General features: G+C 71.9%; 17 protein-coding genes. 9 read left to right on the forward strand and 8 right to left on the reverse strand.

The genetic code is table 11. The annotated features are described in order from the left end of the window. Nucleotides 1–19: 19 nt before the first annotated feature. The 4 genes from IMZ11_RS09600 to IMZ11_RS09615 all read left to right on the forward strand — a co-directional run bounded on the left by IMZ11_RS09600 (nt 20) and on the right by IMZ11_RS09615 (nt 3,968). Nucleotides 20–1,663 (forward strand): AMP-binding protein, encoded by a 1,644-nt coding sequence (locus IMZ11_RS09600; RefSeq protein WP_228639726.1) that lies wholly within the window; start codon nt 20–22, stop codon nt 1,661–1,663. 111 nt (nt 1,664–1,774) lie between these two features. Beyond that, nucleotides 1,775–2,662, forward strand: coding sequence for an LLM class F420-dependent oxidoreductase (locus IMZ11_RS09605; protein ID WP_228639728.1), 888 nt, complete (start codon nt 1,775–1,777; stop codon nt 2,660–2,662). Further along, on the forward strand, nt 2,659–3,141 hold the full coding sequence (locus IMZ11_RS09610) for a nuclear transport factor 2 family protein (protein WP_228639730.1): 483 nt from the start codon (nt 2,659–2,661) through the stop codon (nt 3,139–3,141). The genes IMZ11_RS09605 and IMZ11_RS09610 overlap by 4 nt, the downstream gene beginning before the upstream one ends. Continuing rightward, nucleotides 3,138–3,968, forward strand: coding sequence for an SDR family NAD(P)-dependent oxidoreductase (locus tag IMZ11_RS09615; RefSeq protein WP_228639732.1), 831 nt, complete (start codon nt 3,138–3,140; stop codon nt 3,966–3,968). The genes IMZ11_RS09610 and IMZ11_RS09615 overlap by 4 nt, the downstream gene beginning before the upstream one ends. A 179-nt stretch (nt 3,969–4,147) precedes the next feature. On the opposite strand, the gene IMZ11_RS09620 is transcribed toward IMZ11_RS09615, so the two are convergent. From IMZ11_RS09620 to IMZ11_RS09655, 8 genes are all read right to left on the reverse strand, one after another. Beyond that, the gene (locus IMZ11_RS09620) at nt 4,148–4,630 is read right to left on the reverse strand and encodes a metallophosphoesterase family protein (RefSeq protein WP_228639734.1); all 483 of its coding nucleotides are present in this window, start codon (nt 4,628–4,630) and stop codon (nt 4,148–4,150) included. A gap of 90 nt (nt 4,631–4,720) precedes the next feature. Beyond that, nucleotides 4,721–5,695: a discoidin domain-containing protein gene (locus tag IMZ11_RS09625; RefSeq protein WP_228639736.1), complete on the reverse strand. Its 975-nt coding sequence runs from the start codon at nt 5,693–5,695 to the stop codon at nt 4,721–4,723. Between the two features lie 15 nt (nt 5,696–5,710). Continuing rightward, on the reverse strand, nt 5,711–7,312 hold the full coding sequence (locus IMZ11_RS09630) for an alkaline phosphatase (protein WP_228639739.1): 1,602 nt from the start codon (nt 7,310–7,312) through the stop codon (nt 5,711–5,713). 92 nt (nt 7,313–7,404) lie between these two features. Then, complete coding sequence (locus IMZ11_RS09635; protein ID WP_228639741.1) at nt 7,405–8,811, reverse strand: FGGY family carbohydrate kinase; 1,407 nt, start codon at nt 8,809–8,811, stop codon at nt 7,405–7,407. 186 nt (nt 8,812–8,997) lie between these two features. Further along, on the reverse strand, nt 8,998–10,038 hold the full coding sequence (locus tag IMZ11_RS09640; RefSeq protein ID WP_228639742.1) for a 2-hydroxyacid dehydrogenase: 1,041 nt from the start codon (nt 10,036–10,038) through the stop codon (nt 8,998–9,000). Between the two features lie 96 nt (nt 10,039–10,134). Next, entirely contained in the window at nt 10,135–10,920 is a 786-nt protein-coding gene (locus tag IMZ11_RS09645) for a DeoR/GlpR family DNA-binding transcription regulator (RefSeq protein ID WP_228639744.1), read from the reverse strand. A gap of 40 nt (nt 10,921–10,960) precedes the next feature. Then, on the reverse strand, nt 10,961–11,545 hold the full coding sequence (locus tag IMZ11_RS09650) for a histidine phosphatase family protein (protein ID WP_228639746.1): 585 nt from the start codon (nt 11,543–11,545) through the stop codon (nt 10,961–10,963). After that, the gene (locus IMZ11_RS09655; RefSeq protein WP_228639748.1) at nt 11,542–13,020 is read right to left on the reverse strand and encodes an FGGY-family carbohydrate kinase; all 1,479 of its coding nucleotides are present in this window, start codon (nt 13,018–13,020) and stop codon (nt 11,542–11,544) included. The genes IMZ11_RS09650 and IMZ11_RS09655 overlap by 4 nt, the downstream gene beginning before the upstream one ends. A 145-nt stretch (nt 13,021–13,165) precedes the next feature. On the opposite strand from IMZ11_RS09655, the gene IMZ11_RS09660 reads away from it, so the two are divergent. The 5 genes from IMZ11_RS09660 (at nt 13,166) to IMZ11_RS09680 (ending at nt 22,639) form a co-directional block, all read left to right on the forward strand. Beyond that, on the forward strand, nt 13,166–15,766 hold the full coding sequence (locus IMZ11_RS09660) for an alpha-L-rhamnosidase (RefSeq protein WP_228639750.1): 2,601 nt from the start codon (nt 13,166–13,168) through the stop codon (nt 15,764–15,766). Next, nucleotides 15,763–17,067, forward strand: coding sequence for an extracellular solute-binding protein (locus IMZ11_RS09665; protein WP_228639752.1), 1,305 nt, complete (start codon nt 15,763–15,765; stop codon nt 17,065–17,067). Before IMZ11_RS09660 ends, IMZ11_RS09665 begins: the two co-directional genes overlap by 4 nt. A gap of 70 nt (nt 17,068–17,137) precedes the next feature. Continuing rightward, entirely contained in the window at nt 17,138–18,058 is a 921-nt protein-coding gene (locus IMZ11_RS09670) for a carbohydrate ABC transporter permease (RefSeq protein ID WP_228639754.1), read from the forward strand. After that, nucleotides 18,055–18,870 carry a carbohydrate ABC transporter permease gene (locus tag IMZ11_RS09675; RefSeq protein ID WP_228639756.1) on the forward strand — a complete coding sequence of 272 codons (816 nt, stop codon included), beginning with the start codon at nt 18,055–18,057 and terminating at the stop codon, nt 18,868–18,870. Before IMZ11_RS09670 ends, IMZ11_RS09675 begins: the two co-directional genes overlap by 4 nt. Before the next feature lie 46 nt (nt 18,871–18,916). Next, on the forward strand, nt 18,917–22,639 hold the full coding sequence (locus IMZ11_RS09680; protein ID WP_228639759.1) for a hypothetical protein: 3,723 nt from the start codon (nt 18,917–18,919) through the stop codon (nt 22,637–22,639). The last annotated feature ends 103 nt before the right edge of the window (nt 22,640–22,742 follow it).

A 22,742-nucleotide genomic window follows, 5' to 3' on the forward strand; every position in this document is an offset into this window, starting at 1 on the left:
CGATACACAAGGAGCGCCAGTGCCAGAGGACAGCCCCCGAGCCCTGCTCTCCGACGACCGACCCGCCGACCGGATCACCTTCGCCGGACTGGTGGCGGCCCGCGCGGACGACGACCGTACGGGGTTGAAGTTCGAGGACCGGTGCTGGACCTGGCGGGAGATCGTCGCCGAAGCCCGGCTGCGGGCCGGGCTCGCCCGCGACCTCAGGAAGCCCGGCCCCTGGCACATCGGCCTGTTCCTGGAGAACACCCCGGAGCACCTGTTCTGGTTGCTCGGCGCCGCCCTCGCCGGGGCGACCGTGATCGGGGTCAACCCGACCCGGCGGGGCTCCGAACTGGCCGGAGACATCAACTTCACCGACTGCCAGCTCCTCGTCACCGAGACAGGGAGGCAGGACCTGCTCGACGGGCTCGCGCTGGACTGCCGGGACCGGATGCTGGTCACCGACTCGGACGCGTACGCGACGGCCCTCGCGGGGACCGCGCCGCTGGGCTCAGAGGCCGGCGCGGTGCCTCCCGAGACGTACTTCTCGCTGATCTTCACCTCCGGGACCACGGCCGCGCCGAAGGCGGTGATCTGCAGCCAGGCCCGGCTCGGCCGGATCGCCCTCCAGCAGCGGCAGCGAAGGAATCTCCGCCCGGACGACGTCTTCTACGTCGTGATGCCGATGTTCCACTCGAACGCGATCATGGCGGGCATCGCGCCCGCCGTCGCCTCCGGCGGATGCGTCGTGCTGCGGCGCAAGTTCTCCGCGTCCGCGTTCCTGCCCGACGTACGCAAGTACGGCGTGACCTTCTTCAACTACGTCGGCAAGCCGCTCAACTACATCCTCGCCGTGCCCGAGAAGCCCGACGACGCCGACAACCCGCTGCGCATCGCGTTCGGGAACGAGGCGGCCGACCGCGACATCGAGGAGTTCGCCCGGCGCTTCGGCTGCACGGTCATCGACTCGTACGGCACAAGCGAGGGCGAGGTGCGGCTCAACCGTGTTCCGGGCACGCCGCGCGGCTCCCTGGGAGTGTCGGAGGCGGGCATCGTCGTCGTCGATCCGGAGACGCTGGAGGAGTGCCCGCGAGCGGAGTTCGACGAGGCGGGCGCTCTCCTCAACGCCGACCAGGCGATCGGAGAGATCGTCAACACGGTCGGAGCCGCCGCGTTCGAGGGCTACTACAAGAACCCCGAGGCCACCGCGGCGCGGATCCGGGGCGGCTGGGTGTGGTCGGGTGACCTCGCCTACCGCGACGCCCAGGGGTTCTGGTACTTCGCCGGCCGGAACAGCGACTGGCTGCGCGTGGACGGGGAGAACTTCGCGGCCGCGCCCGTGGAGCGGCTGCTGGCCCGCTTCGAGGCGTTCACGGACGTCGCGGTCTACGCCGTTCCCGACGCCGAGGTGGGCGACCAGGTGATGGCCGCCGTCGTGCTCGCCGACGGCCGCGCCTTCGACGCGGAGGCGTTCGCGGACTTCCTCGGCCGCCAGCCGGACCTCGGAACCAAGTGGGTGCCCCGGTATATCCGGATCATGGCGGATTTGCCCCGCACGGCCACGAGCAAGGTGGTCAAACGGCCGCTGCGCGACGAGGCGTGGCGCACCCCCGACCCCGTGTTCGTACGGCACGGCGCCACCCTCGCCTACACGGCCCTCACACCGGACAGCACCGCCTGACCTGCGAGAACGCGATCCATTCGGCCGCAGGTCGGGGCGGAGGCCGGCTGTGGTCCCGTTCAACGGGAGCGGCACGGTCCCGGCATGATCGGAGGTCATAGCCTGCCGCGCATGAGGTACGCCGTCATCGCCCCCGTTGCCGCCGACACCACCGCGGATCCGGAATGGATCAGCGGGTTCGCCCAGCATGCCGAGGCGTGCGGATTCGAGTCGATCGTGGTTGTCGAGCACGCGGTGGTGATGACCGGCTACTCCAGCGTCTACCCGTACGACAGGTCGGGGAAGATGGAGCTCGCCGACGACTGCGACATCCCGGACCCGCTGGACCTCCTGTCCTTCCTCGCCGGCCGTACCAGCCGGATCGGGCTCGCGACCGGAGTCCTGGTGTTGCCCAACCACCACCCCGTCGTCCTGGCCAAGCGCCTCGCCACCATCGACGCGCTGTCGGGCGGCCGGCTCCGCCTGTGCGTGGGCATGGGCTGGATGAAAGAGGAGATCGAGGCGTGCGGCGCCCCCTTCGAGGCGCGCGGCCGTCGTGCGGACGAGCAGATCGACGTGATGCGGAAGCTATGGGCCGGCACCTCGCCCGGCGGCGTCGAGCACCACGGAGAGTTCTTCGACTTCCGCGGCGCGATGAGCTACCCGAAGCCCGCGCGGGAGGGCGGCGTGCCCATCCACATCGGCGGGCACAGCGTGGCCGCCGCGCGGCGGGCCGGCCGGCGCGGCGACGGACTCCAGCCGCTCGGCCTGGCCGGCGACGAGCTGCGCAGGCTCGTGGGCATCATGCGCGAGGAAGCGGAGAAGAACGACCGCGACCCGGACGCCCTGGAGCTCTCGCTCGGGCACCTGGTCACCCGGATCACGGCGGAGAAGGCCGAGTCCCTCGCCGCACTCGGCGCCGACCGGATCGTGCTCGCCGCCGACCCGACGCCGGACCTCGCCCGGGCCAAGGACGATCTGTCGGCCTGCGCCGACCGCCTCGGACTGGCCGGCGCATGACGCTCACCACCGGCGACCGGGTGGAGCTCGGCGACCTGGTGGCCCGGTACGCGTTGTACACCGACCGCCGGGACCTGGACGGCCTGGTGAGTCTGTTCACGGAGGACGGCGTGCTCGTCCTCCCGGAGCCGCCGCACACCCTCGGGCCCGTACGGACCGCCACCGGCCGCGCCGAGATCCGCGCGGCGATGGCGCGACTGGCCGATATCCCGGTCACCCTGCACGCGCTGGCCGGGCAGGTGTTCGACGCCGGCCCGGGCGCCGGGACGGCCACGGGGCACATCGCCTGCGTCGCCCACCACCTGACGGAACGGGCGCCCGGCGAGGTGTCCGACCTGGTGTGGCACCTGCGCTACACCGACTCCTACCGGCGCGACGACGACGGCTGGCGCATCCGGCACCGCGCGCTGCGGATCGACTGGATCGAGACACGGCCCGTACGCCGGTGGAACGGCGGGGAACGAGGAGGACGATCGTGAGCGGCACCCCATCGACATCGGCCCGGGTCTCCGTCGTGACCGGCGGCGCGCTCGGCATCGGGGGCGCGATCAGCCGCCGGCTCGCCGCCGCGGGCGACCTGGTGGTACTCAACGACATCGACGGCGAGGCCGCGGAACGGACCAGGGCCGAGATCGAGACCGCCGGAGGCCGATGCGTCACGGTGATCGGCGACGCCGCCCACGACGACACGGTCACGCGGGTCGTCGAGACCGCTCTCGACGCGGGCGGCGGCCGGGTCGACGTGCTGGTGAACAACGTCGGCGACTTTCGCCCGGCGTCCAAGACCTTCCTCCACAGCAAGCCCGAGCAGTGGCAGCGCCTGTACGAGCTGAACCTGCTGCACGTCTTCGCGATGAGCCACGCGCTGCTCCCCGTGATGATCGAGCAACGCTCCGGCGTGGTGATCAACAATTCCACCGTCGAGGCGTTCCGCGGCATTCCCGGCCACGCGGTGTACTCCGCGTACAACGCCGGGGTGTCGGCGTTCACCAAGAGCCTTGCCGTCGAGGTCGGGCAGTACGGCATCCGGGTGAACGCCATCGCGCCCGACCTGGCCGACACGCCGCAGACCCCGGCGGCCGCGATGCTGCGCGGGCGCGATCCCGAACTGCTCCGCACCTGGATCCCGCTCGGCCGGTTCGGGGAGCCCGACGACTACGCGGCCGTCGTGGCGTTCCTCGCCTCGGACGACGCCCGGTTCGTCACCGGCCACACCATCCCGGTGGACGGCGGGACCCTCGCCGCGTCCGGCTGGTACGGCAGGGCCGACCGCAAGGGCTGGACGAACATGCCCAACGAGCCATGACCACACCACCGAGCCACCGTGCGGCCCGGCGTTCCCGATCTTCCGCTAGGGAGCGCCGGGCCGCACGGTTGTAGGCGGCCATCACGGTTCAGGTCGTCTCCACCGTCGTCGGGAGCGTCTCCTGCGTTTCGACTACACGAAGGGTCGCACGCCAGGTGAGCTGCACGAAGGGTCGCACGTCAGGTGACGGGCACGATCGTCGCCTCGACGAGGGACCCGTCGTCGATGAGGAGCACTCCCAGGGTCCCGTACGGCTGGCGCCGCCGGTCGGTGGGCGAACCGGGATTGAAGACACGCAGTCCCTCCTCGGTCTCGTCCAGCGGGATGTGGGAGTGCCCGAAGATCACGAGATCGGCGGACGGGAACCTGCGGCGCATCCGGGTGATCCGCCCGCGCGCCTGGCCGCTGTCGTGGATCATCGCCACGCTCACGCCACCGAGATCCAGTTCCAACGTCTCCGGAGCCACCAGGTCCGGGACGTCGTTGTTGCCCTTGACGACGTGGACGGGGGCATAGGCCGCCAGTTCGTCGAGCACCGAGGGCACGCACACGTCCCCGGCGTGCAGGATCACGTCCGCGTCGCGAAGCTGCTCCGCCACCCGGGGTGGGCACGACTTCCACCGGCGCGGCGCGTGGGTGTCCGACAGGACGACGACCTTCATCTCTCCCCCTCCGCTCCGCGTTCGTTCCCCGTGCCCTACCCTTGCGCTCTGCCCCTGCGCCCTACCCGCGACAGAGCCCGATTTTCCGGATTAGGAGTGGACTTCGATCTCGATGATCCTGCTGTAGTCGTTGGCGCCGTTCGAGGCCAGCGCGGAGATGCGGACGGCATCGGTGGTGACGGGGGTGAAGTCGGACCTGACCATACCGGCGGTGTTACCGCGGACCTGGGCGACCGTACGCCACTGGCCGTCCACCCTGGCCTGGACGTCCCAGTCGCGCAGCCCCACCGAGGACGCCGGGTAGCGCTCGGTGTCCAGGGTGTACAGGTCGACCCGGGAGATCTGCCGGGGCTCGCCGAGCGCGATGTCGAGGGTGTCGGGCCATTTACGGGAGGTCGCGTCGTTCCAGCCGTTGCCGCCCGCCCAGCCGTTGGAGCTGCGGTCGCCGTCGACGACGCTGCACGGGGGGTAGTTGGCGTTGGTGTGCTGCGACGACGCGGTGACCGGCCGGCGGAGCGCCAGGTTGCCGCCATTGTCCAGCTCCCCGACGTCGACGACGGAGATCGGCACGGCCAGTTCCTCCTGCCCCGCCTTCAGGCGCAGGCCGTACTGGCCCTTGGGGGTGGCGGGCGGGACGGCGACCAGCAGCTTGGCGCCGAGCTCGTAGCCGGGCGGCAGGTAGCTCGACAGCATGAGCCGTGAGGCGGTGAGCGGCTGGTCGAGCTCGATGGACATGTCGGCGTAGAGGGGGTTCCTCGCGTCGCTGCGCATGCCGATCTCCAGCTTGGCCGGGCACGCGGGGTCGACGCCGAGCGGCGCGACCAGCCGGTCGGTGCCGGAGATCGGGGTCAGCCTGCCCGTCCCCTTCGAGGTGCCGCGCTTGACCCGCACGGTGGGATCCTGCGCGGGAGCGCCGATCTCGGGCTCCGGTGACTGTACGGCCGTCCCGGGTCCGGTCGTCCCGGGTCCGGGTGTCCCGGGTCCGGGTGTCCCGGCGGCGGCGGGTCCGGCGAGTGCGGCCACGGCGGCGGCGGCGAGTGCGGCGGTGAGATGTGGATGACGCATGGTCGTTGCCTCCCTTCAGAGAGCGTGCAGGCCCGGGACGCCGTCCAGTGCCACGAGGCTGCCTCTGGTCGACACCGGGGCGCCGATCTTGTCGATGTAGGGGACGACCTTGAAGTCGGCCTGCCACCGGGCCTTCGTGATGTCACAGGAGACATAGCCGCGCTGGTAGCTGGAGAACCTGATGTGCGGGTTCACCGGGTCGGTGCCGCCCGCGGGCAGGCCGGTCGTGGCGTTGCCGTTGCCGCCGCTGCTGATGGAGGTGCCGACGAACTCGACGCCGACGGTCGGCGAGGACGGGTTGTCGAAGTCCGTCTTGAGCTCCCCGGCGAGGTTGTAGTGGATGTCGCCGGTGAGCACGACCGGGTTGCTCACCTTCCGCTCGACCATGCCGTTGATCACCCGGTCCTTGGCGGCCTTGTAGCCGTCCCACAGGTCCATGCTGAGCCGCTGCGCGGGCGCGGGGTCGTAGTCGAGCTGGCACATGGCGATCTGCTGGGCGAGGACGTTCCACCGGGCCCGGGAGGCGCCGAGACCGTCGAGCAGCCACTTCTCCTGCTCGGCGCCCAGCATCGTGCGGGCGGGGTCGAGCCTTTCCGCGCAGTCGTACTGCTGGCCGTCGCCACACACCTGGTCGTCGCGGTACTGCCGGGTGTCGAGGACATTGAACTCGGCGAGGTCGCCGAACGTGAAGCGGCGGTGGATCCGCACGTCCGGGCCGGACGCGGGCTGTGACAGCCGCATCGGCAGGTTCTCCCAGTAAGCCCGGAAGGCGTTCGCCCGGATGACGAGGAAATCCTCGGGGCTGACCTCCCCACCCGCGCCGTTGGGCCCGGCCCAGTTGTCGAGCACCTCGTGGTCGTCCCAGGTGACGATCCACGGGGCGGAGTGGTGGGCGGCCTGCAGGTCGGGGTCGCTCTTGTAGAGGCCGTACTGGACCCGGTAGCGGTCGAGGGTGTCGCACTGCACCCGGAACTGGTCGGGCACCGGGGTGTTCCGGTTCCCGCCGGTCGGGACGATCCCGTACTCGTAGATGTAGTCGCCCAGGTGGAAGACCACGTCGGCGTTCTCGTCCGCGAGGTGGCGGTAGGCGGTGTAGAACCCGTCCTGCCAGGAGGCGCACGAGGCGAACGCCATCAGCAGGTGCTCGGGGCTGCTCCCGGCGGCCGGTGCGGTCTTGGTCCTGCCGACGGGGCTGATCTCGCCGCCGGTGCGGAAGCGGTAGAAGTATTCCCGGCCCGGTCTGAGGCCGCGCACGTCCACGTGGACCGAGTGGCCGTACTCCGGGGTGGCCCAGGCGCTGCCGTGCTTGGCCCGCCGGGTGAACGCCCGGTCCTCGGCGATCTCCCAGTCGACCTTGATCCGTCCGTACGGCATGCCGCCCAGGGGTTCGAGCGGCCGTACGGCGAGCCGGGTCCAGAGGATCACGCTGTCGGGCAGCGGGTCTCCGGAGGCGACGCCGAGCTGGAAGGGGTAACCGTCCCCGCCCTTGGACCGCGAGGTCCAGGGGTCGGCGAGGTTGGTGGTGAAGGCCAGCGCCAGCGCGGCGCCGGTGAGACCGAAGAAGGTGCGGCGAGAGGGATCGCTGAGCGCGCGAGCGAGCCGCCGAGCGTCGTCCATGGTTCTCCCAGGGGGTTGGCGGGAGGAGATCTGCTGCAGCCCACACTTTTTAGCAAGTGAAATGTGTTCTTAACAAGACCTGTCTTTATATTTCACAGTCCACTTCTCAGATGCCGCACGTCGTCGAGGTAGCGCCGGTAGTGCTCCTCCAGGTCGTGGCGGGGCTCGTACCAGCGGGTGCCCGCCGTCCAGGCAGCCTCGTCCACGGGGACGCCGAACCGGCGGGCGGCGGCCAGCGCCGCGCCCCTCGCGCCCACCTCCGGCCCCCTGGCCAGCCGGAGCGGACGCCCCAGCGCGTCGGCGAACAGCTGCAGCCAGGCCTCAGAGCCGGCGCCGCCGCCGCAGACGGCCACCTCCCCGGTGAGCCCCGCCGCCTCGAAGCAGTGCCTGGCGGCGAAGGCCAGGCCCTCGCACCCTGCGCGGACGACGTCCGCCTTGGTCGCGGCCAGCTCCAGTCCGTCGAGCCTGCCTCGCGCCGCCGGCTCGACGAACGGCGCACGCTCGCCCGACGGCGAGAGGTAGGGCAGGAAACGCACGCCCCGCGCGCCCGGCGGGCTCTGGCCGAGGAGGTCACCGAGCTCGCCGTGCCCGACGCCGACCAGGCGGAGCAGCCAGTCGAGCGCCGCGGTGCCGGTCATGGCGGGCATCGCCCGCAGCCAGCCGTCCGGCGTGCAGAGGGTCTGGCCCGCGGGCTCCCCGCCAAGGTCGAGCCGGTCGGTGACCACCTCGCAGGCGAGCGTGGTCCCGATGATCAGCAGGCCGTCGCCCGGCCGGGCGACCCCCGCCCCGGCGGCGCAGGCCGGCAGGTCGTACGGCCCGGCGGAGAGCGGGACGCCCCGGAAGGCGCCCCGCAGGATCTCCCCGGCCGGCAGCTCCGCCGCGACGGCCGGCAGCAGTCCCCGCCGGTGCTCCAGGCCGCACAGGCGGAGAAGGTCCACGTCGCGTTCCCTCGTCCGCGGATCGGTGAAGAGGTTGGAGGCGTCGGACAGGTCCGTGGCACGCACCCCGGTGAACCGCTGCATGATCATGTCCTTGCAGCGCGCGGCGGTGGCCGCCCGGTCCAGTGTTTCGGGGCTGGTGCGGTCGAGGTGGGCGAGCAGGGGGGCACCCGAGCCGGGGAAGGCGGCGTTGCCGGTGCGCCGGAAGAGCTCCTCGAACGTGCCGTCGCGCATCCACTCGCCGACCAGCGGGGTGGCACGGCCGTCCAGCCAGGACAGGGCGGGCCCGGCGGGCCCACCGTCCTCGTCGAGCATCCAGAGCCCGTCTCCCTGGCCGGTGAGCCCGGCGGCCCGGACCTCGCCGGTCCGCACGCCACCCGCCGCGAGCCGCCCGAGGACATCCTCGACGGCCGCGACCACCGCCTCCGCGTCCTGCTCCACCTGGCCGGGGCCCGGATAGCCGAGCGCGAGCGGCCGCGATTCGACCGCCACCACCTCGCCGTCCGGCGCGAAGGCCACCGCCTTGACCCCGGACGTCCCGGCGTCTACTCCGACGATCATCTCTGGCTCCTGCTTGTCGGGGGATTGCTGGACCCGGGATCGCCGACCCGGGAAGAAGAGGAGGGGAGCGCGGTGGCCGATCGCCCGCGAACGTCTGACGGGACGGAGGTCACCGATCCGACCACAGGCCGGGACGGTCGTCGAGCGGCCTCGGGGAGTCCGCCACCGGGCCGGGGCGGGGCGTGCTCAGCCGGTGAGGGCCGGGACGGTGACCGTGTAGGAGAGGGGCTCGCCGCGGCACCAGCGGGCGACCTCCTCGACCGCCATCCGGACCGCGCGGTCGGCGGTCTGCTGGGTGGCCCCCGCCAGGTGCGGGATGAGGAGGGTGTTGGGCGCGGACCTCAGCGGATGGGACGCGGGCAGCGGCTCCGGCTCGTAGACGTCCAGGCCGGCCCCGCCAAGGTGCCCCGACTCCAGGGCGGCGGCGAGCGCGTCGGTGTCCACGAGGGCGCCCCGCGCGGTGTTGACCAGGACCGCGCCGCGGGGCATCAGTGCCAGCTCAGCGGCGCCGATCAGGCCGTGCGTCTCGGCGGTGAGCCGGGCGTGCAGGCTCACCACCCGGGAGCGCGCGAGCAGCTCGGGCAGCTGCACCGGGGTGAAGCCCGCGGGCAGCGTGCCGGCGAACGGGTCGGCCACGAGGACGTGTGCGCCGAGCGACTGGAAGGCGGCGGCGACCCGGCGGCCGATGGCTCCGAACCCGACGACGCCCACCTCGGCGCCGTCGAGCTCGCCGCCGCAGACGTCGTAGGAGTACAGGTCCGAGCGCCACTGCCCGTCGCGCATCGTGGCGTGCACTTCGCTGAGGCGGCGCAGCACGCCCAGAGTCAGCGCCACGGCCAGCTCGGCCGCGGCGGGGGCGTTCCGTCCCGGCGTGGAGCACACCGTCACCCCCCGCTCGGCGGCCCTGGCGAGGTTCACGTTGACGGGGCCGCCGCGGGTGACGACGAGCAGCTTCAGAGCGGGGGCGTTCGCGAGGACCCGGGCGGTGAACGGGGCCATCTGGGTGATGGCCACCTCGACGTCCCGCAGCGCGGCGATCAGCTCGTCCTCGTCCCCCGACGCCTCGTGCACCTCCGCGATCGGGCCGAACGGCCGCACCGGCCACGGCCCGCTCAGGGACGTCACCGCGACGTGCTCGCCGAGCTCGGCGCGGAGCCCGTCGGCGATGGCGGAGGGCCGGACGAAATGATCTCCGGCTGCGAGCACGTTCACTACATCTCTCAGCATGACGTGAAACGCTACATCAGCTCTGAGATAATTAACATAGAAAATGTTAAATGTCTCAGTGTAGATCACTCCGGCACCGCCCGGATCCACCGACTTCTAGAGCTCGGCGATCTCTATGTTTCGGTGCCTGTCGCGCAGGCGCTGGACGGCGTCGGCGGGGGCGCGTGAGTCGACCACGATGGTGTCGAAGTCGTCCAGTGGCGCCACTTTGTGCAGCGCCACCCGGGCGAGCTTGGAATGGTCGATCGCCAGGACGCGGCGCGAGGCGGAGCGGAGCATCGCCCGCTTCACCAGCACGATCTCTTGCTCCTGGTGGAAGGCGTAGCGGTCGGAGACCGCGGAGGTGGAGACGACCACCAGGTCCGTGCTCATCGCCTCGATGGCGTCCACACAGGCGACGCCGAGGAAGGAGTCGTGCGTGGGGTGGTACTCCCCGCCGAGCGCCATCAGCCGAATGCCGGGCGCCGCCGCGAGCAGCTTGATGGCCTCCAGGAAGTTGGTGACCACGGTCAGCGGGGCGACCTCGCCGAGGTGCCTGGCCACCGCGAGCGCGGTCGTGGAGTCGTCGAGCATGATCGAGCTGCCGGGCTCGATGAGCCGGGCGACGTGCCGCGCGATCGCCTCCTTCTCCTCCTGGTGGGCCGTGCGTCGATAGACGATGTTGCTCTCGAAGATGTTGGACGCCTGCGCGGTCGCGCCTCCCCTGAACTTGCGGACCATCCCCTGACGTTCGAGCTCGTCCAGGTCGCGGTGGACCGTCATCACACTGACGCCGAAGGCCTCGGCGAGATCGGTGACCGAGGCCGATCCCTGGCGCATGACGTGCTCTGCCATCGCCTGGCGCCGGGAGGCGCCGCCTGCCGTGTGCTGACGCGAATTCACCTGGCGAGCTCCAAGTCGTTGTTGATCGCGCATCGTAGCGCTATCGGATGGGGGAGTTGAAGCACCGGAGAGCCGGGCCGCCAGGGCCGAAGGCCAGCTCGGTCACCGTGCCGTGCTCGATGAGCGGCAGCCGCCTGCGGTAGTCGGCCAGCGGGATGTCCAGGAGCCCGCACAGGGCCAGGCGCAGGATCGTGTTGTGCGCGACCACGAGGACCCGTCCCGCCGCGTCCAGCTCCCGCAGGCACCGGGTGACCCGCTCCACGGCGTCGACGGGGTCCTCCCCGCCGGGCAAGAAGTCCGTGACGGGGTCGGCCTCGAAGCGCCGCAGGGCCTCAGGGTCCATCTCGGTGCGGCGGAGCCCCTCGGCGTCGCCGAAGTCCAGCTCACGCAGGCGGGGGTCGGTGCGCAACGGGAGCCCCGCCGCATGGGCGGCGTCCGTGGCGGTGTCGCGGGCACGCAGCAGCGGTGAGGAGACCACGCCGGTCAGCTCGGCTCCCCGCGCCCAGTCCGCGAGCAGCCGCGCCTGTCCCCGCCCCACCTCGTCCAGGGGGATGTCGCTGACGCCCGCGTAGCGTCCCTGGACGCTCCACTCGGTACGGCCGTGCCGGGAGAGGAAGATCGTCATGACGTGACCGCCTTCGCTGCGAGTTCGGTGGTGAGGTAGTCCCGCTCGACGAGCGCGTCGACGAGCAGGCGGAAGCTTCGCTCGAACCGTGCCACGCGGTCCGGGCGGGGATCCAGCTGTTCGCCCCGGGACACCATCTCCCGGATGGTGTCGTCGAGTGAGCGCCCGGATGAGGCGGCGAGCACCGCCATGCCTACCGACGCCTCGGGGTGGCGGGGGATCCGGACCGGCATGCCCAGGACGTCGGCGCGGAGTTGGCACCAGTAGCGGCTGCGCGTGGCCCCGCCGACCAGCGCGAGGCTCTCGGAGACGGGGGCGCCGAGCAGCGCGAGGGAGGCCAGGCCCAGCCGTTCCCCGTACGCGACGCCCTGCAGCAGCGCCGCGTAGTGCTCGGCCTCCGACCCGGTCTCGCCGACCACGACCTGCTCGGCGTCCGGCCGGTAGAAGGGGAAGCGCTCACCTCGGGTGGTGAGCGGGTAGACGACGGCCCCCGCGGGTTCGTACCGGGCGGCGGCCTCGTCGAGGGCGGCCAGGTCACGACCGGGGAACGCGGAGGCCAGCACGCCGGCGCCGACGTTGGACGCGCCGCCGGGCAGCCAGCCGCCGCCGGGGTGGCGGTGGCTGTAGACGGCGCCGGCGGGGTCGCGCAGGAGCTTGTCGCTCACCCCCTTGAGCACCAGCGTGGTGCCCAGCACGGACACGCCGCTGCCTGGCGTCAGCGCGCCGGCGGCGATCTGGCCCGCGCAGCCGTCGGTCATGCCCGCGACGATCCCGCATCCTTCGGGCAGCCCGGTGAGGGCGGCGGCCTCCGCCCCCACCTCGCCGATCGGGCTGCCCGGCCGCGCGACGGGGCCGAACAGGTCGGAGGGCAGGCCGAGCCGGGACATCACTTCCAGGGGCCAGCGCTCCCTGAGCGAGTCGTAGCCGGTCTTCAGCGCGTGGCTGAAGTCGGTCGCGGTCAGCTCGCCCGCCAGGCGGGCGGTCACCAGGTCGGCGGAGTGCAGCAGCCGCGCGCCGGCGGGCAGCCCGCCGTTCCCGGCGAGCCAGAGCAGCTTGGGCAGCGCCCACGAGGCCTGGATCCGCACGGCCAGGTCGTCCCAGAGTTCCTGTCCGGCGGCGGTCACCTGTTCCACGTAGGGGCGGCCCCGGTCGTCGTCATACATGAGGGCGGGCGAGACGGGCCTGGCCGCGGCGTCGGCGAGCACGATCGTGCCGGAGGTGCTGCACACCGCGAGCGCCCGGATCCGCCCGGGGGCGAGGCCCGCCGTGGCCTGCCTGCACGCCGTGACCGCGGCCCGCCACCAGTCTTCGGGGTCCTGCTCGTGCCCGCGTCCCGCACCGCGCAGGCTGCGCAGCGGGGCGGACCCCGTCGCCAGCGGCGTGCCCCGGCTGTCCACGACGGTCACCCGCACCCCTTGAGTGCCGATGTCCATCCCGGCCCACGCGGGATCACCTGTGAATCTCTCTGAAACCATGCGCCCTCTCACGCCCCGGCTTCGGCGGAATCCCGCATCGGCCACCCTTGACACTCGGATCTGGCGGCTCATAGTCTCCACCCATCAATCACAAAATCACATCATAAGTCGTTAGATTTAACAAAGAAATAGCAGGGAGGTGTGCATGATCGGCAATGCGGCCCACCGTGCCCCCGCCCAGACCCCGGCCTTCCCCTCCGCGCCGGCCCGGCTGACGCCGTACGGCCTGCGCTGCGAGCACCGGGAGACGCCGCTCGGCGTCGGCGAGCCCCGGCCGCTGCTGTCGTGGCGGCTCGCGTCCGCGCGGGCGGGCGACGACCCGGTGGCCTACGAGCTGGAGGTGGGCGGCTGGTCCAGCGGCAGGATCGAAGACCCCGCCGCGATCGGCGCGGTGTACGGCGGGCCACCGCTCCTTCCCCGCACGAGGTACGGCTGGCGCGTCACGGTCTGGGCGGAGGACGGCGCCGAGGGCAGCGCGGAGTCGTGGTTCGAGACCGGCCAGGACGTCTGGCAGGCGTCCTGGATCGCGCACGACCCCGACGCCGTCGAGCACGTCGACCCGCCGACAGAGGGCGACCAGGCGCTCAGCCACCACGGCCTGCTGCCCTGTCCCCAACTGCGCACGAGCTTCGAGAGCACGACCGGGGTGACCCGGGCCAGGCTCCACATCAGCGCCAAGGGCCTGTACGAGGCCAGGGTCAACGGCCACCGGGTCGGCGACGCCGAGCTCGCCCCGGGCTGGACCGACTACCGCAGGCGGATCCAGTATCAGGTCCACGACGTGACCCCGTTCCTGCTCGACGGCGAGAACGTGCTGGCCGCGACGCTCGCCGACGGCTGGTGGAGCGGCTTCACGGGCTTCGACCCCCGCCGCCCCGGCTACCACTACGGCCGCTTCCCCGAGCTCATCGCCGAACTCCACCTGACGTTCGACGACGGTTCCACCCGGATCGTCGCCACCGGCGAGGGCTGGCGTACGGGTCCCGGCAAGATCCGCTACGGCGACCTGCTCAAGGGCGAGTGCCACGACGCCCGCGCCGAGACCCCCGGCTGGGATCTGCCCGGTTTCGACGACTCCTCCTGGCGCCCCGCCGTGATCACCGGGGACGACCACTCCCTCCTTGTCGCCTCTCGCGACGAGCCGGTGCGCGCCCTCGGCGAGCTGCTCCCGGTCTCGTCCATCCTGGTCCGGCCGGGCGTGCACCTGGTGGACTTCGGGCAGAACATCGCGGGCCGAGTGCGGCTCGCCGTACGGGAGCAGGAGCCGGGACGACGGGTGACCGTGCGGCACGGTGAGACGCTCGACGGCGAGGACCGCCTGCACACCGCCAACCTGCGGACCGCCGAGGCGACCGACGTGCTGATCACCGCGGGTGGAGCGGAGGAGGTGTTCGAGCCGCGATTCACCTACCACGGATTCCGCTACGCAGAAGTGAGCGGGCTTGACCGGATCGACGACATCCGGGCGGTCGTCCTGCACAGCGACACCCCGTGGACCGGCACGTTCGAGTGCTCGGACGCGGAGGTCAACCGGCTGTACGAGAGCATCGGCTGGGGCCAGCGCGGCAACTTCGTCAGCGTCCCCACCGACTGCCCGCAGCGCGACGAGCGGCTGGGCTGGCTCGCGGACGCGCAGGTGTTCCTGCCCACGGCCTGCTTCAACGCCGATGTCTCCGCGTTTTTCAGTAAATGGATGCGGGACGTGGTGGACGCCCAGTCACCGGAGGGCGGTTTCTCCAACGTCGCCCCGCTACTCACCGGAGTGGCCGACGAGGGCGCGCCGGGCTGGGCGGACGCGGGAGTGCTGGTGCCCTGGCACCTCTACCGGGTGTACGGCGACGACAGGTTCCTCGACGTGGACTCCATGGCCCGGTGGGTGGACTTCGTCGCGCGGCACAACCCCGACCTGATCTGGCGGCACCGGACCGGCCCGCACTTCGCCGACTGGCTGGCCCCCGGCCCCGCCACCCCGCGCGAGGTGCTGGCCACGGCGTTCTTCCACCGCAGCGCGGCGCTCGCCGCGGAGGCCGCCCGGATACGCGGCCGGCACGGCGAGACGGAGCGCCTGGGGGCGCTGGCCGCCCGCATCCGTGAGGCGTTCGCCGCGGCGTTCGTCGGCGACGGCGGCCTGGTCGAGGGCGACACACAGACCGGCTATCTCCTGGCGCTCGCGTTCGGCCTGCTCACCCCCGAACAGGGGCGCGGCGCCGCCGCCCGGCTGGCCACGCTGGTCGAGGAGTCGGGTCCGCAGACCGGGTTCCTCGGCGTCAACCTGCTCTGCCCGGTGCTGTCCGCGTACGGCCGCGCCGACCTCGCGCATGCCCTGCTCCGCCGTACCGACCCGCCGTCGTGGCTCTACCAGGTGCGGCACGGCGCGACCACCGTCTGGGAGCGCTGGGACGGGGTCGGGGCGGCCTCGATGAACTCCTTCAACCACTACGCGTTCGGGTCGGTCGGCGAGTGGCTCTACAGCGGCGTCGCGGGGATCGACCAGGCGCCCGGCTCCGTCGCCTTCCGCGAAGTGGTGATTCGACCCCTCCCCGGCGACCTGAGCCGGGCCTCCGCATCCTACGAGTCGGCGCGCGGCCTCATCTCGGTGAGCTGGCGGAACGATGAGGAGGGCTTCCGCCTTCAGACGCGCATCCCGCCCGGCGCCACGGCGACGGTGTACCTGCCCAGCGGTGACACCCGCCGGGTGCCCTCGGGGGACCACATTTTCGAGCTAGTCCGAGGAGAGAAACCATGACCGACCTTCGCGACGCCAGGATGAGCCGCGCCCATTTCTTCCGCATGATGGGTGGCCTGGCGGCGGCAGCCGCGGCGGCCGGGTGTTCCACCAAGCCGCAGGCGGGCGGCGTCACCGGTGCGGGCGACGCCGCGGCGCTCGACCTGAAGTTCGTGGGCGTCGCCGACCAGAAGACGCCGATGGACGAGCTGGTCGCCGCCTACAAGCAGGCCAGAGCCGGTGTGTCGATCACGACCTCGTACGCCCCGACCGACCAGGTGCAGACCTCGCTGCGCACCCAGCTCGGCGCGGGCAACGCCCCCGACCTGCACGTCGTCTACCCGGGCAGCGGCAGCGCGATGTCGATGGCCCAGATCGCCGGGGCCGGGCTGCTCGCCGACCTGTCCGCCCAGGCGTGGACGAAGACGATCCCCACCGGCTTCAAGCCGGCCTTCCAGCTCGACGGCAAGACCCTCATGTACTCGGCGGGCTCGACGGTCATCGGCGCGATCTACAACAAGAAGGTCTTCCAGGAGGCGGGCATCGACGCCCCGCCCACCACGTGGACCGAGTTCCTCGGGGTCTGCGAGAAGCTGAAGAAGGCGGGCAAGATCCCGATCGCGCTGGGCGCGCAGACCCCGTGGGTCACCCAGCTCATCACCTACGCGCTCGTGCCCTCCACGGTCTACGCCAAGGACCCGACCTTCGACGACAAGCAGGCCGCGGGGCAGACGAGCTTCGCCCAGTCCGGCTGGCGCGACGCCATGGAGATGTACCTGGAGCTGCAGAAGCGCGGCTACTTCAACGACAAGCCCAACGGCACCACCTTCGAGCAGCAGACCTCGATGGTCGCGACCGGCAAGGCCGCGATGGCGATCCAGGTGTCGGCGGTGCTGCCGTCCTTCCGTGACGCCGCCGCAAGCCCCGACGACCTGTCGATGTTCCCGCTGCCCGGCGCCGACGACGCCGCCTCGGTGTGGATCCCCGCGGGCGTCGTCGTGGGGCTCGGCGCGAGCGCCAAGGGCAGGAACGCAGAGGAGGCCAAGGCCTTCATCGACTTCCTCGGCAGGCAGGAGAACATCAACCGCTGGGCCAAGGCGATCGCCGCGATCCCGCTGACCCAGGACGCGAGCTCCACGATCGACCCGGCCGTGGAGTCGTTCCTGTCCTTCACCAAGGACCGGGCGGTGCCGTTCATGGACCAGCGCTGGCCCAACGCGGAGGTGCAGCCGACCCACTTCGCGGTCATCCAGGACCTGCTCGCCGGGAAGAGCAAGATCGACGAAGCCCTGAAGAAGATGGACGAGGCGTACGCCAAGTGAACGGCCCGCACCCCCTGACAGGCCCGGACCGCGCCGGGCGGCATGCCGCCCCGGACGGGCGGGAGGTCTCGTGACCCTGGCGACCCGGCCGGTCGACGCGCCACCCGCCGTGCGGACGCGGCGGGTCAGGCCCCTGACCGGTCTCTCCCCCTCCTGGCTGTTCGCCGTCCCCGCCCTGCTCGTCTACGCGGCGGTCGTGCTCTACCCGAGCGTCGTCGGCGTGTTCTACGCCTTCACCGACTGGAGCGGGGTCGGCGAGGACATGTCCTTCGTCGGGCTGTCGAACTTCCAGGCGATCCTCGGTGACGAGCAGGTCATGGGCTCCCTCGGGAACACGCTCATGCTGACCGTGGCGATCCTGGTCGTGCAGAACGGCGTGGGGCTGTTGCTCGCGCTCGGCGTGCACGCCCGGCTGAAGAGCCGCGCGCTGCTGCGGGTGGTCTTCTTCGCCCCCGTCGTGGTCAGCCCGGTCATGGTCGCCTTCCTGTGGAAGTACGTCTACACCCCGGACCCCTCCACGGGCCTGAACGGCCTGCTCGGCCTGGAGGTCGACTGGCTGGGTGACCCGTCGGTCGCGCTGTGGTCGATCGCGGGCATGGTCGTGTGGCAGTACGCCGGCTACTCGATGGTCATCTTCCTGGCCGGGCTGGAGGGCATCCCGAAGGAGTTGCACGAGGCCGCGATGATCGACGGGGCGGGCACGCTCCAGCGGTTCCGCTACGTCACCTGGCCGCTGCTCGCCCCGGCCCTGACGATCAACCTGATGCTGTCCACGATCGGCGGGCTGAAGCTGTTCGACCAGGTGTTCGCGGCGACCAACGGCGGCCCCGGCTACGCCACCGAGACCCTGTCGACCGTCCTGTACAAGCAGGCGTTCGTCTACGGCAAGTTCGGCTACAGCACGGCGATCGCACTTGTGCTCGCCCTGTTCGTGGCGGCGGTCTCACTCGTCCAGATCTACTACCTGCGCTCCCGGGAGGTGGCCCAGTGAGGTCGAGGACCTTCCTGCTGGAGATCGTCATGATCGCGGTGGCGGTCGCGTTCCTCTTCCCGGTCTACGCGCTGGTCACCCTGGCGCTGAAGGACCCCGGGCAGATCGCGCAGACCCCCCTCTCGCCGCCGAACCCGCCCACCATGGCCAACTTCGCCGAGGCGTGGTCGGCGGCGGCGCTCGGCCCGTCGCTGATCAACAGCACGGTGATCACGGTGGTCAGCCTGATCGCGCTGATCGGGCTCGGCTCGTTCACCGCCTACTTCCTGGCCCGGACCGCGACCCGCCTCGGCTACGCGCTGTACGTCCTGTTCCTGCTCGGCATCGTGCTGCCGTTCCAGCTCGGCATGATCCCGCTGTACGGACTGGTCAACGACCTGGGCCTGATCGGCACGCATACCGGGATGATCGTGTTCTACACCGGCATCCAGCTACCGTTCACGGTCTTCCTCTACACCGGCTTCATCCGGGCGCTCCCCCGGGAGTACGCGAGCGCCGCCCAGATCGACGGCGCCTCGCACCTCACCGCCTTCACCAGGGTCGTCTTCCCGCTGCTGCGGCCGATCACCGGTACCGTGCTGATCCTCAACGCGGTCTTCATCTGGAACGACTTCTTCACGCCGCTGCTCTACCTCGGCGGATCCGGCTTCGAGACGGTCCCGGTGAGCATCTTCGCATTCGTCGGCCAGTATGTCTCCGACTACGGCCTGGTCTTCGCCGGACTGGTGCTGGCCGCGCTGCCGATCGTGGCGGTCTTCCTGGTGCTGCAGAAGTACGTGATCAAGGGCTTCTCCAGCGGTCTCAAGGGCTGACGCCCGTCTCCGGCGGGAGGCCGGGGTCTTCCACCGGAGGTATTCGATGAACGTGTTCGACGCGCTGCGGAACCCGCCCCGCAGCCATTCACCCGCGGCGATCTGGTGGTGGAGCGGCGAGCCGCTGCGCAGGGAACGGCTGCGCTGGCAGATGGAGCGCCTCGTCGCGGGCGGCGTGCACAACCTGGTCATCCTGAACCTGGCCCCGTCGGGACCGTTGTTCGGCGCCGACGCCGACGACCCTCCGTTCCTGTCGGAGGCGTGGTGGGAACTGCTGGACGGAGTCTGCGAGGACGCCCTGCGTGTCGGCGCGCGCCTGTGGTTCTACGACCAGCTGGGCTTCTCCGGCGCCGACCTGCAGGCCCGCCTCGTGCAGGAGAACCCGGCCTTCGCCGGGCAGTGGCTGGCAGCCGACGGCTCGGTGTCGCTCCGCGGGTTCGACTACCTGTCCCGTACGGCGTGCGAGGTGCTGCTCGACCGGGTGCACGGCGAGTTCGCGCGGCGGCTGGGCCACCGGTTCGGCAGCGTGATCGCCGGCTCGTTCCAGGACGAGCTGCCGTCGATGCCCACGTGGTCGGCGACGTTCAGCGAGGAGTTCCTCGCCAGGCGCGGCTACCCGTTCTCCCGGGACGGAGGCCCCTCCGTCTGGCGCGACTACCAGCGGACCAGGGCCGAGCTCGCCGAGGAGGCGTTCTTCCGGCCGCTGGCCGAGTGGCACGCCGAGCACGGTCTGCTCAATGGCTGCGACCAGCAGGACCCGGCCCGCGCGGGGCACCCGGTGGAGGGCGTCGAGCTATACGCCGACTACACGCGCACGCACCGCTGGTTCAGCGCGCCCGGCTCCGACCACCACGGGGACGCACGGGTGCACTCCTCCCTCGCCCACCTGTACGGCCGGCCCCGCACGTGGATCGAGGCGTTCCACTCCAGCGGCTGGGGCGGCACGCTGGAGGAGACGTTCGACTGGCTGCTGCCCTGGCTGCGGGCGGGGGCCAACCTCTACAACCCGCACGCGGTCTACTACACGACGAGGGCCGGCTGGTGGGAGTGGGCGCCGCCGTCGACCGACTGGCGCCAGCCGTACTGGCGGCACCACCGCGTCTTCGCCGACGCGGTCACCCGCCTGTGCGCGGTTCTCTCCCTGGGCCGCCACCTCTGCGACGTCGCGGTCCTGTTCCCCACGGCCACCGCCCAGGCGGGCACCGCACCCCCCGGGACGGCCCACGGCTCCGGCGAGGACGGCGGGGACGCGGCGAGGTCCGGAACCGGCGACCGGGACGCGGCGGCGCGGGCGCAGCGGGTCTACCGGGAGCTCGTGGGCGACATGGCCTGGTTCCAGACCGTGCCGGGCGCGCTCGACCGGCTCTGCCTCGACGCCGACGTGATCGACGAGGAGTCCGTCCAGCGCGCGGTGGTCGCGGACGGAAGGCTCAAGGTGTCCACCGAGTCGTACGGGGTGGTCGTCCTCCCTGCGACGACCGTCCTGGACGAGGTGACCGCCGAGCGGCTGGACGGGTTCGTGGCGGACGGCGGCCTGCTGGTCGCCGTCGGGGCGCTCCCGGACTCCCCGCGACTCCGCCGCCACTTCGAGAGGACCGCTGGAGGGGACGCCGCCGAAGCCGGGGAAGGCTCGGTCGGCGGCTCCGCGAGGGGGTCCGGGGCGGGTCCCGGAAGAGGCGCGGCTCGATCCGTCGCGTCGGCCGCGGATCTCGCAGAGGGGCTGGCGGGATACGTCCCCCAGGTCGAGGCTCCCGTGCCACCACTGGTGCGCGAGGTGGACGGCACGACCGTGGTCTTCCTGACCGCGGCTTTCCCGAGGGCGAGCGAGATCGGCGTCGGCAGGCCGGAGGAGCGCGGCGTCGAGCTGGGCTGGCTGGACGCGACCTGCGACTTCGACTCCGGCCGCTACCGGCGGGAGATGCGGGTCCGGATCCGTGACGTCACGGGGACGCCCCTGCTGGCAAGCCCCTTCAGCGGCGAGCTCCGCCCTCTGCCGTACACGCTCGATGACGGCGTCGTCGAGGTGACCGTCCCCTTCGAGGACGGTCCCGCCGCCCTGCTCCTGTTCCCCGGCCAGGGGACGGTCCCCGAGGCGGCGGAACCGGCGGCGGCCCCGGAGGCACGGCTGCCGGAACCGGCCGCCGGGTCACACGCGCCGTACACGCATGAGATCGACCTCGGCGACGAGTGGGACATGGAGCTCGTGCCGACGCTGGACGACACCTGGGGGGACTTCGGCACCTCCGCGACGGTCGAGCGGTGGACGCTGGAGACTCCGGACGGCGAACCCGTCCACGCGACGTTCGGCCCGCACGGCCTGTGCCGGACCGGGGACGGCGACTGGCGTCCCGCGATCTGGTCGACCTCGCGCGGCCTGCACAAGGACCCGATTCACCGTGACACGCTCGGCCCGAAGGGACACGTCCCGGAGGAGTTCCTCGACTTCGGCCCCGTTCCTGCGGGCCGGGCCGCCTGGTTCCGCACGAGCGTCACCGTGCCCGGAACCCCGGAGGCCAGGCTGGTCGTCGGAGCGGCGGCGGCGAAGCAGGTCCGGGTGGACGGTACGGAGCTGCCGCTCGACGACTCCGGATACCTCGCCGTCGGCCTGAGCCCGCTTGAGCCCGGTGAGCACCTGCTGGAACTCCGGCTGGTCCCCGACGAGGACCTCACGCTACGGGCGCACGTGTCCTTCACGGCGGATCCCGAGACCGCGCGCAGGCCCGAGTGGATCGCCGGTCCCGTGCTGGAGACGGTCGTGGAGGGCGGAGAGAGCGGCGAGGGCGTTCTCCAGATCGCCTCCACCGCCCCCTGCATGGTCCTGGTGAACGGAATCGAGGCCGGGAGGCAGGGCGGGTTCGACCCGTACGCCGAGGCGGACATCCCGCGCGTGCGCCGCTACGACGTGTCGCACCTGCTCCGTCCCGGTCCCAACACCGTCCGCGTGGAGTCGGACGGGGCGGTGCTGGCCGACGGCCTGGTGGTCTCCGGCCCCGGCTGGACGAGCGGACCCGGCGTGCGGCGGCGCCAGCACGGCGACCCCGCCGCGCTCCACTTGCGCGCCCGCCCGCATCCCCTCCCCGAGGCGGGTTGGATCGACTCCCGCGCCACCGCCCTGCCCGCGATCTTCGCGGTGCCAGGTGCGACGGGACGTGTCGAGCGGTTCCAGGTGGACGTCCCGCCCGGCGCGACGCTGATGGAGGCCGACGTCCACGGCCCGGTCCGGGTACTCGTCGACGGCGTGGAGTCCGGCCTGCCCGCCGTCCTCGACGGCTCGGCCCGCCGGGCCGAGCTTCTGGTCACCACCCTCCCCGGCCTCCAGGGCGGGGCGGCCCTGGCCGGACCGGTCAGGTTCGCCTGCGGCCCCGGACGGATCAAGCTCGGCGACTGGGAGACGCAGGGGCTGGCCGGATACAGCGGCGGTGTCCGCTACCGCACCGCCGTCCGGCTCCCTGCCTCCGCGGCGCCCACGGAACCCGGTCCCTCCGGGCTCGCGGGGGGACGCGGGCGGGCGGAGCTCGATCTGGGACGGGTGCGCGGCACGGCGGAGGTCACCGTGAACGGGCGGTCGGCCGGGGTGCGCGTCTGCTGGCCGTACGTCTTCGACCTAAACCTGGACGAAGGGGAGAACACGGTCGAGATCCTCGTGCTCGGCACCCTCGCCCCCTACCTCGACGAGGTCAGTCCCACCCACTTCGTCTTCCCCGGCCAGCGGGTCACGGGCCTGTTCGGGCCCGTGGTCCTCAGAGGTCGTTCACCAGCGGGCCTGTGAGATGCGATCGAGCGTGGCCCTGGCCTCAGTCCAACCAGCGGAATATTGTCCGCTGGGGTGACGGCGCGAGTTCTTCGCCAAGAGTCGGCCGAAGGCGGCTGGA

The sequence above is a fragment of the Microtetraspora sp. AC03309 genome (assembly GCF_020826795.1).
Classification (GTDB): domain Bacteria; phylum Actinomycetota; class Actinomycetes; order Streptosporangiales; family Streptosporangiaceae; genus Microtetraspora; species Microtetraspora glauca.

Bases quoted from the DNA above. Each gene is read 5' to 3' on its own strand.
- IMZ11_RS09610 (WP_228639730.1), top strand. From the start codon at position 2,659: ATGACGCTCACCACCGGCGACCGGGTGGAGCTCGGCGACCTGGTGGCC.
- IMZ11_RS09655 (WP_228639748.1), bottom strand. From the start codon at position 13,020: ATGGTTTCAGAGAGATTCACAGGTGATCCCGCGTGGGCCGGGATGGAC.
- IMZ11_RS09620 (WP_228639734.1), bottom strand. From the start codon at position 4,630: ATGAAGGTCGTCGTCCTGTCGGACACCCACGCGCCGCGCCGGTGGAAG.
- IMZ11_RS09630 (WP_228639739.1), bottom strand. From the start codon at position 7,312: ATGGACGACGCTCGGCGGCTCGCTCGCGCGCTCAGCGATCCCTCTCGC.
- IMZ11_RS09605 (WP_228639728.1), top strand. From the start codon at position 1,775: ATGAGGTACGCCGTCATCGCCCCCGTTGCCGCCGACACCACCGCGGAT.
- IMZ11_RS09640 (WP_228639742.1), bottom strand. From the start codon at position 10,038: ATGCTGAGAGATGTAGTGAACGTGCTCGCAGCCGGAGATCATTTCGTC.
- IMZ11_RS09650 (WP_228639746.1), bottom strand. From the start codon at position 11,545: ATGACGATCTTCCTCTCCCGGCACGGCCGTACCGAGTGGAGCGTCCAG.
- IMZ11_RS09625 (WP_228639736.1), bottom strand. From the start codon at position 5,695: ATGCGTCATCCACATCTCACCGCCGCACTCGCCGCCGCCGCCGTGGCC.
- IMZ11_RS09680 (WP_228639759.1), top strand. From the start codon at position 18,917: ATGAACGTGTTCGACGCGCTGCGGAACCCGCCCCGCAGCCATTCACCC.
- IMZ11_RS09660 (WP_228639750.1), top strand. From the start codon at position 13,166: ATGATCGGCAATGCGGCCCACCGTGCCCCCGCCCAGACCCCGGCCTTC.
- IMZ11_RS09665 (WP_228639752.1), top strand. From the start codon at position 15,763: ATGACCGACCTTCGCGACGCCAGGATGAGCCGCGCCCATTTCTTCCGC.
- IMZ11_RS09635 (WP_228639741.1), bottom strand. From the start codon at position 8,811: ATGATCGTCGGAGTAGACGCCGGGACGTCCGGGGTCAAGGCGGTGGCC.